This is a genomic window from Brevundimonas sp. (genome assembly GCF_035935935.1).
GTDB lineage: Bacteria > Pseudomonadota > Alphaproteobacteria > Caulobacterales > Caulobacteraceae > Brevundimonas.
The window spans coordinates 131,625-144,963 of record NZ_DASYWO010000009.1; the positions used below are offsets into that span (position 1 = coordinate 131,625).

14 protein-coding genes are annotated in these 13,339 nt (G+C 70.7%); 9 read left to right on the forward strand and 5 right to left on the reverse strand.

What is annotated here, in order from left to right; translation table 11 throughout:
• Positions 1–62 precede the first annotated feature (62 nt).
• Positions 63–1,604, forward strand: coding sequence for a cryptochrome/photolyase family protein (locus VGR32_RS09795; protein ID WP_327450127.1), 1,542 nt, complete (start codon positions 63–65; stop codon positions 1,602–1,604).
• Here VGR32_RS09795 and VGR32_RS09800 read toward each other — a convergent pair.
• From VGR32_RS09800 to VGR32_RS09810, 3 genes are read right to left on the reverse strand one after another with little or no spacing between them, the layout of a single operon-like run.
• Positions 1,601–2,398: an RNA methyltransferase gene (locus tag VGR32_RS09800; RefSeq protein WP_327450129.1), complete on the reverse strand. Its 798-nt coding sequence runs from the start codon at positions 2,396–2,398 to the stop codon at positions 1,601–1,603. The genes VGR32_RS09795 and VGR32_RS09800 overlap by 4 nt on opposite strands.
• Positions 2,395–3,285, reverse strand: a complete 891-nt coding sequence (locus tag VGR32_RS09805; protein ID WP_327450131.1) for a class I SAM-dependent methyltransferase — start codon at positions 3,283–3,285, stop codon at positions 2,395–2,397. The genes VGR32_RS09800 and VGR32_RS09805 overlap by 4 nt, the downstream gene beginning before the upstream one ends.
• Positions 3,282–4,700 carry a glycosyltransferase family 2 protein gene (locus VGR32_RS09810; RefSeq protein WP_327450133.1) on the reverse strand — a complete coding sequence of 473 codons (1,419 nt, stop codon included), beginning with the start codon at positions 4,698–4,700 and terminating at the stop codon, positions 3,282–3,284. The genes VGR32_RS09805 and VGR32_RS09810 overlap by 4 nt, the downstream gene beginning before the upstream one ends.
• A 121-nt stretch (positions 4,701–4,821) precedes the next feature.
• Here VGR32_RS09810 and VGR32_RS09815 point away from each other — a divergent pair, with 121 nt between their 5' ends.
• From VGR32_RS09815 to VGR32_RS09830, 4 genes are read left to right on the forward strand one after another with little or no spacing between them, the layout of a single operon-like run.
• Complete coding sequence (locus VGR32_RS09815) at positions 4,822–5,454, forward strand: TetR/AcrR family transcriptional regulator (protein WP_327450135.1); 633 nt, start codon at positions 4,822–4,824, stop codon at positions 5,452–5,454.
• Entirely contained in the window at positions 5,451–6,248 is a 798-nt protein-coding gene (locus tag VGR32_RS09820) for an ABC transporter substrate-binding protein (protein WP_327450137.1), read from the forward strand. Before VGR32_RS09815 ends, VGR32_RS09820 begins: the two co-directional genes overlap by 4 nt.
• Positions 6,245–7,234 carry an iron ABC transporter permease gene (locus tag VGR32_RS09825; protein WP_327450139.1) on the forward strand — a complete coding sequence of 330 codons (990 nt, stop codon included), beginning with the start codon at positions 6,245–6,247 and terminating at the stop codon, positions 7,232–7,234. The genes VGR32_RS09820 and VGR32_RS09825 overlap by 4 nt, the downstream gene beginning before the upstream one ends.
• Positions 7,231–7,971: an ABC transporter ATP-binding protein gene (locus tag VGR32_RS09830; RefSeq protein ID WP_327450141.1), complete on the forward strand. Its 741-nt coding sequence runs from the start codon at positions 7,231–7,233 to the stop codon at positions 7,969–7,971. The genes VGR32_RS09825 and VGR32_RS09830 overlap by 4 nt, the downstream gene beginning before the upstream one ends.
• Here VGR32_RS09830 and VGR32_RS09835 read toward each other — a convergent pair.
• On the reverse strand, positions 7,961–10,015 hold the full coding sequence (locus VGR32_RS09835) for a lytic transglycosylase domain-containing protein (RefSeq protein ID WP_327450143.1): 2,055 nt from the start codon (positions 10,013–10,015) through the stop codon (positions 7,961–7,963). The genes VGR32_RS09830 and VGR32_RS09835 overlap by 11 nt on opposite strands.
• A gap of 101 nt (positions 10,016–10,116) precedes the next feature.
• Between VGR32_RS09835 and dapA the strand changes: the two genes are divergently transcribed.
• Positions 10,117–11,001, forward strand: coding sequence for a 4-hydroxy-tetrahydrodipicolinate synthase (gene dapA, locus VGR32_RS09840; RefSeq protein ID WP_327450145.1), 885 nt, complete (start codon positions 10,117–10,119; stop codon positions 10,999–11,001).
• Entirely contained in the window at positions 11,001–11,471 is a 471-nt protein-coding gene (gene smpB / locus VGR32_RS09845) for an SsrA-binding protein SmpB (RefSeq protein ID WP_327450147.1), read from the forward strand. The genes dapA and smpB overlap by 1 nt, the downstream gene beginning before the upstream one ends.
• A gap of 6 nt (positions 11,472–11,477) precedes the next feature.
• Here the strand turns inward: smpB and VGR32_RS13445 are convergent, their stop codons facing one another.
• Positions 11,478–12,308 (reverse strand): NYN domain-containing protein, encoded by an 831-nt coding sequence (locus VGR32_RS13445; protein WP_414642908.1) that lies wholly within the window; start codon positions 12,306–12,308, stop codon positions 11,478–11,480.
• Between VGR32_RS13445 and folK the strand changes: the two genes are divergently transcribed.
• Complete coding sequence (gene folK / locus VGR32_RS09855) at positions 12,307–12,867, forward strand: 2-amino-4-hydroxy-6-hydroxymethyldihydropteridine diphosphokinase (RefSeq protein ID WP_327450149.1); 561 nt, start codon at positions 12,307–12,309, stop codon at positions 12,865–12,867. The two genes, VGR32_RS13445 and folK, sit on opposite strands and share 2 nt — an antisense overlap.
• Before the next feature lie 85 nt (positions 12,868–12,952).
• Positions 12,953–13,312: a DNA-directed RNA polymerase subunit omega gene (rpoZ, locus tag VGR32_RS09860; RefSeq protein ID WP_125257462.1), complete on the forward strand. Its 360-nt coding sequence runs from the start codon at positions 12,953–12,955 to the stop codon at positions 13,310–13,312.
• Positions 13,313–13,339: the final 27 nt, after the last annotated feature.

Sequence of the window (13,339 nt, forward strand, 5' to 3'; positions counted from 1 at the left end):
GCGACCGCCGGTCTCATCGCGCGAAACGTCCCCGGCGCGTTCAGAAGGCACTGGGAGGCGTGATGACCGCGACGCTGAGACTGGTGCTGGGCGACCAGCTGTCGGACGGGCTTAGCGCCCTGAGCGACCTGGACGTGGCGTGCGACGTGGTCCTGTTGGCGGAGGTGTGGGACGAGGCGACCTATGTCCGGCATCACAAGCAGAAGATCGCCCTGGTCTTCGCCGCCATGCGCAAATTCGCGACGCGGCTGGAAGGGCGTGGCGTGCGGGTGCGCCATGTCCGCATCGACGACCCCGACAACAGCGGATCGATCGCTGGAGAGCTGACGCGCGCGGTCGCGGCATCGCACCCGGATCGCGTCGTCATGACCGGGTGCGGCGAGTGGCGGCTTGCCGGCGCCCTGAAAGCCTGGGCGGAGGGAGCGGGCGTGCCGGTGGAGGTGCGCGAGGACCGACGGTTCATCTGCTCGCACGATCGCTTCCGGCGCTGGGCCGAAGGAAAGCGGCAGATGCGCATGGAGTTTTTCTATCGCGAGATGCGGCGCGAGACGGGTCTGCTCATGGAGGGCGACGATCCTGTCGGCGGGCGCTGGAATTTCGACGCCGAGAACCGGAAGAAGCTGCCACGGGGCGTGGCGCCGCCCACCCGGAAACGCTTTGCGCCCGATGCGATCACGCGCGGGGCCATGGCGGACGTGGAGCGCCTTTTTCCAGACCATTTCGGCACGCTGGACGGCTTCGACTGGCCGACGACTCCGGAAGAGGCGGAGCTGGCGCTCCGACATTTCCTCAGCGACTGCCTGCCCGGCTTCGGGGACTGGCAGGACGCCATGAAGGACGGGGCGTCGTGGATGTGGCACTCGCTGACCTCCACCTCGCTGAACCTCGGACTGCTCGATCCGCTGGACGTCTGTCGCCGAGCGGAGGCGGAGTTCGTTGCCGGGCGCGCACCGCTGAACGCGGTCGAGGGCTTCATCCGCCAGCTGCTGGGATGGCGCGAGTTCGTGCGCGGGGTCTACTGGCTCAAGGTTCCGGAGTACCGGGCGCGGAACTTCCTCGACGCCGACCGCACCCTGCCGTGGTTCTACTGGTCGGGTGAAACGGACATGGCCTGCGTCGCCGACGTCGTCGGCCGCACCCGCGATCACGCCTACGCCCATCACATCGAGCGGCTGATGATCACCGGCAACCTGGCCATGCTGCTGGGCGTGGACCCGGACCAGGTCGACGACTGGTACATGGTCGTCTTCGCTGACGCCTATGAATGGGTCGAGATGCCCAACACGCGGGGCATGGCCACCTTCGCGGATGGCGGGATCGTGGGCTCGAAGCCGTACGCCGCGTCGGGCGCGTACGTCGACCGCATGAGCGACTGGTGCGCCGGCTGCCGGTACGACGTGAAGGCCAGGAGCGGGGACGGCGCCTGTCCGTTCAACCGGCTGTACTGGGGCTTTCTGGAACGAAACCGGAAGCGTCTGGGCGGCAATGCGCGGCTGGCCATGCCCTATCGCACGCTGGACGGCTGGAGCGAGCAGCGGCGGCGCGAAGTGGTGGAGGAGGCGGAGGCGTGCCGGACGGCGCTGGGGGCCGTGCCGCGTCCCTAGAGCCCCTCCGTGGCCGCATAGATCATGATGCCGGTCGCGACCGAAAGGTTCAGGCTGTCGGCCCGCCCCCGCATGGGAATCTTGACGTTGACGTCGCAGGCGGCGGCCAGGGCGTCCGAGAGCCCGGCCTGCTCATTGCCCATCAGGATCAGGGCAGGGCGCGTCAGGGCGGCGGCGCGGTGATCGACCACAGCGTCCAGCCGGGTGCCGACCACGGCGCCGGGCCAGCCCGCGCGCCAGGCCAGAAACGCCTCCGGCGTCGCCTTCGACACCGACACGGCGAAGATCGAGCCCATGGTCGCGCGGACCGCTTCGGTCGAGAAGGGGTCGACGCAGTCGCCGACCAGGATGACGCCGCCGCAGCCGGCCGCGTCGGCCGTGCGGATGATCGTGCCGAGGTTCCCGGGATCGCGGACCTGTTCCAGCGCGACCCAGCACGGGGCGCTTTCCGGTTGGATCGAGGTCAGCGGCAGGTACTCCTGGTCGAAGACGGCCAGCACGGTCTGCGGGTTCTCGCGGCGGCTGATCTTTTCAAGGATGGCGTGGGTGACGATCACGACCTCGCCGCCGGTCCGGGCCGTTTCGGCGCGCGCCCGATCGAGCAGGGGATGAGGCCGTGCGTCCTGCCCCACCAGAAGCAGGCGCGGCGCGCGCCCGAGATCCAGCGCCTCGCCGATGAACTTCAGGCCCTCGGCGAGGAAACGCCCGGTCTGCTGACGTTCCTTGCGCATGTGCAGGGCGCGGACCGCCTTGACCGTCTCATTGGTCAGCGAGGTGATGAGCCGGTCGCTCACGCCGTCCACCGCGAGAAGAAGCTGAGCCCGATGGACCGACCCGCCGGATCGGCTTCACCCAATGCCAGCTCGCCCCAGTCGACGACGCCGGATCGGTCACGCAGGACGTCGGCCGTGAGATGGGCCAGCGAGAGGCCGGAGATGCGGGCGGCGTAGGCGTTCAGCAGCAGGAAGTCCGCGTCGTCGGCCAGCAGTCGCGCGCAGTCGGTCATCAGGCCGGGCAGGTCCTCGAAGAGGCGCCAGACCTCTCCCGTCGGGCCCCGGCCGTATTTGGGCGGATCGAGGATGATGCCGTGGTATTTCGACCCGCGTCGCACCTCGCGCGCCACGTATTTGCGGGCGTCGTCGACGATCCACCGAACGGGGGCGTCCGCCATGCCGGACAGCCCGGCGTTCTCCCGCGCCCACGTCACCGACTTCTTCGACGCGTCGACGTGGGTGACCTCCGCGCCTGCGGCGGCGCAGACGAGGCTGGCCACGCCGGTGTAGCCGAACAGGTTCAGGATCCGGGGCCGGCCCAGACGACGCACGCGCGCATCCAGCCAGTCCCAGTTGGCCGCCTGCTCGGGAAAGACGGCAAGGTGGCGGAAGGCGGTCAGGCGCGCGGTGAAGCTGACGTCCCGCCAAGACATCACGAACGGATCGATCGGCGCGCGCTTGAAGCGCCAACGGCCCTCGTCGTCCTCTCCCTGCGGGTCGAAGACGGCGTCGGCCCGGTCGAAGCCCGTATGATCACGTGGGGTCCAGAAGCATTGGGGCTCGGGCCGGACCACGGAAATCCGGCCGTAGCGCTCCAGCTTTTTCCCCTCGCCGCAGTCCAGCAGGCCGAAATCGTCCCACGGACGAGTGATCAGCGTCGATGGGGAGGCGGCGAGGGCAGGCGTCATCCGGCGCTGATAGGCCGTGCGTGCCCCTCGGGTCCAGCGTCCCCCGCCATATCAGGACGGTGGCGCGTCTTGTCCCACGCAAAGGGTTCGCTGATCAGCCGCCAGGCCGCATGGGCGAAGGCGATCGACAGCAGCGACCAGTAGGCCGGGGACTCAGCCATGGCGAGGGGGCCGAACCGCAGCCTCGCCCGCTGCGCGCCGATGCCGGTCGTCAGCCAGGCGCCGAGCACGCCGGAACCCAGCACGGCCATCGCGCCGAGCGGCGTCGCCGGGGTCAGCCCCATGGCCGCCGCGACCAGCACGGACGCCGTCACCCACGCGACCGACGGCGCGTGCGCGGCCGCCGAGGCGACAGCCATGCCGAGGGTCATGACGAGACTGAGCGATCCGCGCAGGCCGAGACTCCACGGTCGACGGGTGTGAACGCCCCACGTCTGCATGAAGCCTTTCATCCAGCGCGTGCGCTGGGGCAGCCAGTCCTGCAGTTCGCCCGGCGGCGTCTCGACGGTCGGGCGCGTGATCACGTCGAGCCGCCATCCCCGTCGATGCAGCCGGAAGCCGAGATCGGCGTCCTCCGTCACGTTATGGGAGTCCCAGCCGCCCACCTGGCGAAGGGCGTCGGCGCGGAAGTGATTGCTGGTCCCGCCAAGGGGGAAAGGCAGCCCAAGACGGGCGAGGCCGGGCAGCGTGACCTCGAACAAGGCGGCATATTCAAGCGCGAACTGGCGGTCCAGAAAGGGTGAGCGCGTCGCGCCGAAGCGCACCACGCGCAGCGGCGCCTGCACGCAGGCTAGTCGGCCGTCGCGGTCGGCCGCGAAGCGCGCCGCCGCTTCCCGCAGCTGCAGCGGATCGGGGCGGTCCTCGGCGTCGTAAACGGTGACCAGTCGGGCCCTGCAGCGCGCCAGCCCGTGGTTCAGGGCGCGAGGTTTGGTGGTCGGGGCCCCCGGCGGCACGATCAGGATCTTCAGCCAGGGCGGTCGTTCCAGCCCCTCCAGCGCGGCGAGCGTCGCTTGGTCGTGGGCCTCGAGCAGCAAGAACCCCTCCATCAGCTCCGCCGGGTAGTCGATCGCCGCGAGGGCGCCGAGCAGCTGGGGCGCCACTTCCGCCTCGTCGTGGAGGGCGACCAGCACGGCATAGGTCGGGAGCTGTTCCGGGATCGGGCGGGCGGCAGGCCGCCGCAGACTCGAGATCACAAGAAGGATGCGCCAGGCGGCGCAGACGGAGAACGCGACCTGCGCCGCGACGACCGCCAGGCCGGCGACCAGCGGCGCGTTCCACCAGAGGCCCAGACCCAGCGCGGCGACGGACGTCGCCAACGCGCCCGCCTGAAAGGCCGACGGTCCGCGCACTCTGGCGCTGTCCTGCGCCGCGAGGGCGAAGGCATGCGGAACGCGGTCCTCCCCGTCGGCGCCCACCCCTGATCCTCCCGTCTCGAGAACACGGTTAGGCGGGCGCGGCGTGTCGGGCAAGGTCGAGCGCGGTTGTGGGCCGTCGCCCAAAGCCGCTATGTCGCGGAAAGAACCACGGAGCCGTCCTTTGCCCGTCGCCCAAGCACCGGCCGCGCGATCGATCCGCAAGCCCAAGGGCGGCGGCCACGAACGGCGGGCGGAAATCCTTTCGGCGGCCGAGCGGATTTTCGTCGAGCACGGCTATGAGGGCGCGACCATCCGCAAGATCGCGGACGAGGTGGGCCTGTCCTCGACCGCGCTGTACATGCATTTCGCCGACAAGGCCGAAATCCTTCACGAGATCTGTCGTGAGGCGTTCGAGGCCCTGACGGCCGCCAACGCGGCGGTGATCGCCGAGCCCGCCCCCCCCGTGGCGAGACTGCGCAAGATGATGCAGGCCTACGTCGATTTCGGGTTCGCCAATCCGAACGCGTATCGGCTGATCTATCTGACCCGTCCGCTGGAAGCCCGCGACGGGGCCCAGACGGCCGCGCAGGAGGTGGGAGCGGGGTTGTTCCGGGCCTTTGAGGACGTCGTGCGCGAGGCCGAGGTCGCGGGGCAGTTGAAGCGCGGGGCCCGCGAAACGGCGCAGGCGCTTTGGGCGGGGGGCCACGGCGTGGTCTCTCTGATGATCACCAAGCCCTATTTCGACTGGACGTCGCGCGAGGCCCTGACGGCCGCGGTTCTGGACGGCCTGTTCGACGGCCTGTTCCGCCCATGATCCGGGCGGCGGCGCTGGCCGTGGCGGTGGCGGCCGCGGGTTGCGCGGCCGCGCCCGAGGCCGACGACGGCCGCCTGCGCGTCATGTCCCTGGACGGATGCGCCGATCAGTACGTGCTGGCCATGGTCCCTGAGGCCGAACTGGCCCTGTCGCCGCGTGCGGACGATTCGGACTCCTATTTCGGCGACGCGGCCCGCAGCCGGCGTCGCGTCCGGCCGGGCCTGGAGGCGGCGGTGGGCTTTCGACCGGACGTGGTCGTGCGGCAGTGGGGAGGCGACGCGCGGCTGCTGGCGGCGCTGAGGCGTCGCGGCGTCCGGATCGTGGAGATCGGCGACGCCTCCGATCTCCCGACCGTGCGGGCCAATGTCGTTCGCGTGGCGGGCGAGCTCGGGCGCCGCGAAGCTGGCCTGAACCTGGCGTCCCGGATGGACGCGCAGCTCGACCGCGCCGCGAGGACCGCGGGATCGGGCGAGCCTGCTCTCTACCTGACCGCGGCCGGCTGGACGTCGGGCCCCGGCACCCTGGTCGACGCGGTGATGACGGCGGGCGGCCTGCGGAACGCCACCCGGGCGCCCGGATTCGGCGCCGTCGGGCTGGAGCAGCTGGCGCTGCACCCGCCCCACCGGTTCGTGTTGAGTTTCTTCGACCGGCCGGGATCGGATCGTCACGGCGTCGGTCGCCACGAGGTGGTGCGGCGCGCGGTGGCTGCCGGCGAAGCGAAGCGGATTCCCGCCGCATTGCTGTCCTGCCCGGCCTGGTTCACCGCCGAGGCCGTCGAGGTCCTCGCTCGATGAAGACGTGGGGAGGCGCCACCCTCTCGCTGGGCCTTGCCTGCCTGCTCGCCTTCGCGCTGGCGGTGGCGTTCGGTGAGACGGCGTTGACGACCGGTCAGTGGCGCGAGGCCGTTCTGGATCCCTGGTCCGGACCGGCCGACGTCCTCTGGCGGATACGGGCGCCCCGCGCCCTGTGCGCCCTGTGCGTGGGCGCGGCCCTGGGGGCGGGGGGCGCCGTGATGCAGGGGCTGCTCCGCAATCCGCTGGCGGAGCCGGGCGTGCTGGGCGTCTCGGCGGGGGGCGGCGCCGCGGCGGCGCTGGCCATCGTGGCGGGGCTCGCCGTCGTGCCGGGGGCGGTGGAACTGGCGGCGATCGCGGGCGCGGGTCTGGTGGCGGCCGCGCTTCTGGTATTCGTCGGCCGGGTGTCGTCGCCGGCGGGTCTGATTCTGTTCGGCGTGGCTCTGTCGTCGCTCGGCGCGGCCGGAACGGCGCTGGTGTTCAATCTCGCCCCCACGCCTCTGGCGGCCGCTGAAGTCATGGCGTGGTTGATGGGCTCAGTCGAGAATCGTGGATGGACGGAGGTCTTGTGGATCGCCGTGCCGACGGCAGTCGCCGGATGGCTTGCCCACCTTTGCGGGCCCGGCCTTCGTGCGCTGGCATTGGGAGAGGACACGGCGCGCACGCTCGGGCTCAGCCTCGACCGGTTGCGGCTTTTTGCTCTGCTGTCCGCCTCGCTGGCGGCGGGTGCGGCGGTCGCGGTGGCGGGGGCCATCGGTTTCGTCGGGCTCGTCGGGCCGCACCTCGTGCGCAGGTTCGTGCGGGACGATCCGGCGCGGCTGTGGCTGCCCTCAGGCCTGGCGGGCGGTCTGATCCTCGTGCTCGCGGATCTGACGGTTCGCGTGATCCCGACCGAGCAGGAGCTGAAGCTGGGCGTCGTGACGTCGCTGATCGGCGCGCCCCTGTTCGCCCTGATCGCGGCACGCGCGGCCCGGAGCTGGCGGTCGTGACCGCGCTGGAGCTGGTCGGCGCCCGCGTGACGCTCGGCGGTCGTCCGGCGCTCGACGGCGTCGATCTCGCGGTCAGTCCGGGCGAACTGGTCGCCCTGTGCGGTCCCAACGGAGCCGGGAAGTCGACGGCGATCCGCGCGCTGGCGGCGTTGCTGACGCTGGACGGAGGCGCCGCCCGGCTGGGAGGCGTCGTCGTCACCGGCATGGCGCCGGCCGAACGCGCCCGCAGGGTCGCCTATCTGGCGCAGGAGCGCACGGTCGCCTGGAACATGACCGCGGCGGACGTCGCCGCCCTCGGCTCGCTGCCGGGATCGCAGGCGCGCGTCACGGCCGCGCTGGCGGAGATGCAGGCCGACCATCTGGCGGCGCGCGGCGTCAACGACCTGTCGGGCGGCGAGAGGGCGCGGGTGCTGATCGCGCGGGCGCTGGCGCAGCCCGCCGACGCCCTTCTAGCCGACGAGCCGACGGCGGGGCTCGATCCGGACGGGCAGCTGCTCGTGATCGAGCGGCTGGCCGCTCGGGCGCGGGCGGGGCAGGCCGTGCTGGTCAGCCTTCACGACCTTGATCTGGCGACGCGCTGGTGCGACCGGATCGTCGTTCTGGACCGGGGTCACGTGCGCGCTGACGGCGACCCGCGCACGTCGCTGTCCGGCGAGGTGCTGGCCTCGGTCTTCGGACTGGCGGCCGAGTGGATCGACGGCCGTCCCCGTTTCGACCGCCTGCGCGTCAGGGCGTGAGCTGGTCGTAGGCGATCGGGCCGGAGCCGGCGCCGCGGGCCAGATCGTCGGACAGGGTCAGCGGAGCGGAACCTCCCGCCAGGCGCGCCTTGTAGACGCCCATGTTTTCCATGACCCGCATCATGTAGTTGCGCGTCTCGGTGAACGGCGCGCACTCGATGAAGTCGACCGGATCCACCTGACGCCCGCGCGGGTCGCCGCAGCGCGCCACCCATTGGGGCGGCCGCGCCGGTCCGGCGTTGTAGCCCACCGTCGCCAGCAGCATGGAGCCGCCGAACTGGCCGGTCAGCTCGGCCAGATGATAGCTGCCCAGCTGCATGTTGTAGTCCGGGTCCCAAAGTCGGTCGGCGGAATAGGGCAGGCCGAGGCGACGAGCCACGCCCGACGCGGTCGACGGCAGGAACTGCATCATGCCGCGGGCGTCGGCGCTGGACCGCGCCATCGGATCGAAGCTGGATTCCTGGCGCGTGATGGCGAGGGTGAAGGCCAGAGGCGCCGCGCCGGCCACCTCGGGCGGGATTCGGATGGGATACTGACGCTCCGGCATCAGGAAACCGCGCTGGCTAGCCGCGCGGCCGACCATCATCGAGCCGAAGCGGTCTCCGTAGGCGAGCACCAGATCCATCAGCTGGGCCAGGTCGGCGGCGCCGGGCAGGCGGTCGTCCAGATGGTAGGCGAAGACGCGCATCAGGCCCTGCTCATTCGCCTCGCCGAGGATGCGCGTGGCGCGCACGACCTCGTCGGTCTCGAACCGTGCGCGGTCGGCCTCGGTGATCACGGGATCGGCCGGCAACGTCAGCGTCGTGATCCCGGCCTTCTCGGCGGCCAGCTGTCCGTAGAAGGTCTGGATGTGTTGGGCTCCCGCCTCGTAGAAGCGGCGCGCGCCCGGAGCGTCGCCCTGGGCCTCGGCGGCCCGGCCCAGCCAGTAGAGCGCGCGCCCCTGGGTGATCGGCGTCGAGGAATAGGACCGCAGCGCCTCGAAATGCCCGGCCGCGCGGCTCGGGTCATTGAGCTTGGTCAGGGCGACCCAGCCGGCGAAGAACTCCGCGTCCACCTTGCGCTCGCCGGCCGGAAATCCGTGGCCAGCCATGGCCCCGTAGGCGCCGCGCCAGTCGTTCCGCTGGAGCGCGTCTAGGAACCAATTCCGGCGCTCGCTCCAGAGCGTGTCCTGTCCCGCCTCATGCGATGGCGCGGGCGGCAGCATCGCCAGCAGCTCGAAGCCTTCCGACTGGCGGTTCTGCGACCGCAGCAGACGCACGCGCTCCAGCACGACGGCCGGGTGCGCGGCTTGCGCGGCCGTCAGACCGGCCACGACCGCGTCCGGCGCATAGGCCGTGCGCAGGGTCATGACGGCCTGCGCCACGCCGCGCATCTCGGGGCCGGCGAGGTCGAGCATCGCGCGGGTGGCCGGACCGTGGGGGCCGACGATCAACATGCCGAGGCGCTGGTCATGATCGGCCGTCGTCAGGACCTGACCCCAGCGGGTGAGGGCCCGTGACTGCACGTCCGCCTCGAACGACTGATCGGTCCACCAGCGACGGACGAGCGTCACCGCGTCCTGTTCCCGGCCTGATGCGGACAGGGCGTCGGCGAGGGCGAAGGCCCCGGCCGCCGTCGCAGGGTCGCGGCCGTCGAAGAAGGCGATCACGGTCTGCGGGGCCGCGTACCCGCGCGCCAGGGCGGTCTCCGCCTCCGTACGCCGCGATTCGGCGCGCGGCCACGCAGAGAAGGCGCGGTCCGCGACCTGAAGTTCGTCGAAGCTCATGGTCCGCCCCGACACGTCGATCACGGCCCATTCGATCAGCTTGCGCGCCGTGGGATCGGCCATCTGCTGGGCGAGGGCGCGTGCTCCGGCCACGTCGCGATTCCGCGCTGCGGCGAGGGCGCGCGGAAAGATTTCGGCGTCGGCGGACGACAGGACGCGGGCCTGCGGACGATAGGGAACCTCCTGAACGGGCGTCACCGCCGCGGCGATTTTCTCGGGCGCGGGCGCGAACAGGGCGGTCACGGCCGCCAGCAGGGAGGCGAGGAAGTTCTGGGCCATGCTTCTCCGGACCGGGTTGCGACCGCGCGGGCCCATCCCTAAACCTTCAATCGATCGGACGGCGGCGCACGCCGCGCCCCCTGACAGGACCCATCGTCACCATGACCGCCCCCTTGTTCAAGGGCGTGATCACCGCACTGATCACACCTCTTCGTGACGGCACCGTCGACGAAGCCGCCTTTTCGGCCCTGCTGGAACGTCAGATCGCGGCCGGGGTTCACGGCGTCGTGCCCATGGGGACGACGGGAGAAAGCGCCACGCTGACGCTCGACGAGCACAAGCGCGTGGTCGACCTATGCGTGGAAAAGGCGGCCGGGCGCATCCGCGTGATCGCCGGCGCGGGCTCGCCGTCGACCGACAAGGCGATCGATCTCGTCCGGCACGCCAAGACGACGGGCGCGGACGGCGCCCTGGTCGTCACGCCCTACTACAACCGGCCGTCCCAGGCGGGCCTCCAGGCCCATTTCCAGACCGTCGCGGACGCGGTCCAGCTGCCGCTGCTGCTCTACAACGTGCCCGGCCGGACGGGCGTCGACCTGTCGGACGACGTGACCATCTCCTTGTCGCAGCATCCGAACGTCGTCGGGATTAAGGACGCCACCGGCGACATGGGGCGCGTCAGCAGGATGCGGGCCGAGATCGGCGAAGGCTTCGCGCTGATCAGCGGGGACGACCCCAGCTTCCTAGGATATCTGGCCCACGGCGGCCATGGGGTGATCTCGGTCAGCTCCAACGTCGCGCCGGAGGGCATGGTCGCGCTGTTCGATGCGGTCCAGCGGGGCGATCTGGAGTCGGCGCGCCTGTGGCAGGACCGTCTGATCGCCCTGCACAAGGCCCTGTTTCTCGACAACTCCCCGGCCCCGACCAAGTACGCCCTTGCGAAGCTGGGTCTGTGCGGGGAGGAGGTGCGCCTGCCGCTGGCGCAGACGAACGACGCCGCCCGCCCGGTCATCGACCGCGCCATGGCCGCCGCAGGCGTGGCCTGATGGCGGAAAAGACGTCCCAGGCGAAGACGCTGGCGGAAAACCGTCGGGCGCGGTTCGACTATTTCCTGGAGGACTTCACCGAGGCCGGCATCCAGTTGCTGGGCACGGAGATCAAATCCCTGCGGGAAGGCCGCGCCAACATCGCCGAGAGCTACGTCGCTCCCGAAGGTCTCGAACTGGTCCTCATCAACGCCGACATTCCGCCCTACAGACAGGCGGCGCGCTTCAACCATGAACCGCGTCGGCACCGGAAGCTGCTTCTGCACAGAAAGCAGATCGACCGCATGATCGGCGCCGTTCAACGCGACGGCCAGACCATCATCCCCGTGCGGCTGTATCTGAACGACGCGGGCAAGGCGAAGATCGAGATCGCCTTGGCCAAGGGCAAGAAGTTGCACGACAAGCGCGAGGCGCAGGCCGACCGTGACTGGGCGCGCGACAAGGCGCGCCTTCTGCGGGACCGCGGCTAGCCGGCGTCAGCCCAGAGGCTGGGCCTCAATGACGCCGTCCAACGTCTGGCCGACGCCCGTCTGGGCGTACCAGCCGAGCGACGGACTGATGAACCGGTCGGCGGCGGCGCCGAGGGATGCGACGATCACGCACCCGACCACGACCCACATCGCCCCCCGACGTTCCGACGGCGTGAACACTCCATTCGACCTGCGCATGGCGAGCCTCCTCCAGGCCCGAAAACGCGACGCGGACGAGCCCGGTTGCACGACCGGCAGGCTACACCCGAGAGCGCCTGATTCGCGTGGCGGGAGAGCCACACTTCCCGCTGCGCGCCGGGCGACGTCGGGGAGGAGGTCGGCGAGGTCGATGAAGACGTCCGCCTGGCGCCGCAGCTCGTCCGCGATCTGGGGCGGCTGACTTTTCAGAGTGGACACGACGGTGACGCGCACGCCTTTGGCCTGCACCGCCTCCACCACCCGGCGGAAGTCGCCGTCGCCGGTGAACAGAACGACGTGGTCAAGCCGCGGCGCCAGATCCAGCAAATCCACGGCCATTTCCATGTCCATGTTGCCCTTGATGCGCGAGCGTCCGTCGGCGTCGATGAATCGGCGGGCGGGCTTCGTCACCACGGAAAAGCCGTTGTAGTCCAGCCAGTCGATCAGCGGTTTGACCGGCGAGAACTCCTCACCCTCCACGACGGCCGTGTAGTAGAGCGCGCGCACCAGCCGACCCTGTGCCGCGAAGCGCTCCCGCAGCTTGCTGAAGTCGAGATCCACGTGCAGCGCCCGCGTCGTCGCGTGCAGATTCGCCCCGTCGATGAAAATCGCGAGCCGATCTGGCATGATGGCGGTCATGGAAGCGTCTTTCGTCGACAACGGACGCCCGGGCGGGGCGGAATGCGTGACCGACCTCGATCTGGACGAGGCCGTCATCGTCGCCCTCGGCTGCAATGACAAGGGCCCGTGGGCGGACTGTCGCCAGGCGCTGGAGGCGGCGCTGGCCAGGTTCCGGGCCGAGGGCATGGACGTGGTGGCGCGATCGTCGTGGTGGCGGTCGGCGGCCTGGCCGGACCCGCATGATCCCCCCTTCCTGAACGGCGTGGTCGTTGTGCGGACGGAACTGTCGCCCGGCGACCTGATGGCGGCGCTGGGGCGCATGGAAGAATCGTTCGGTCGCGTGCGCGGCGAGGCGAAGAACGCGCCGCGAACCCTGGATCTCGACCTCATCGCCTATGGCCGACGCACGGGCGACCTCGACGGCCTGATCCTCCCGCATCCACGCGCTGCCGAGCGAGGCTTCGTCATGGGGCCGCTGGCCGAGATCGCGCCGGAGTGGCGGCATCCGACCTCCGCAGAGCCGGCGCGCATGCTCGCGGCGGCGGTCACCGTGGGCAAGGACGCGAGACCGGTCTGACCCGCCGTCTTTCCGCCTTCGCCGCGTTGCACAATGTCCCGCGAGCCGCTATTTTCAGCGGTTCTCTCCGCCTCCCGAGGAATTCATGGCCCGCGTCACCGTCGAAGACTGCATCGAAAAGGTCCCCAACCGCTTCGGCCTGGTGCTGCTGGCCGGTCATCGCGCCCGCAACATCGCGAACGGCGCGCCCCTGATGCTGGATCGCGACAACGACAAGAACCCGGTCGTCGCCCTGCGCGAGCTGGCCGAGGACGCGGTGAAGCCCGACGAGCTGTCGGAAGCGATCGTCACGACGCTGCAGCGCGTCGACGAGCGCACGGAGGCCGAGGACGAGGCGGAGACCGTCGCCCTGCTGGCCGAGCCGCAGCACATGAACATGGCCGAGGCCGAACTGATCCGGGCGCTGCAAAGCGATCGCGACGGCGGCCAGGAGGAGCGCTACTGACGCCGGACGGCGACAGCGGCGTCACCA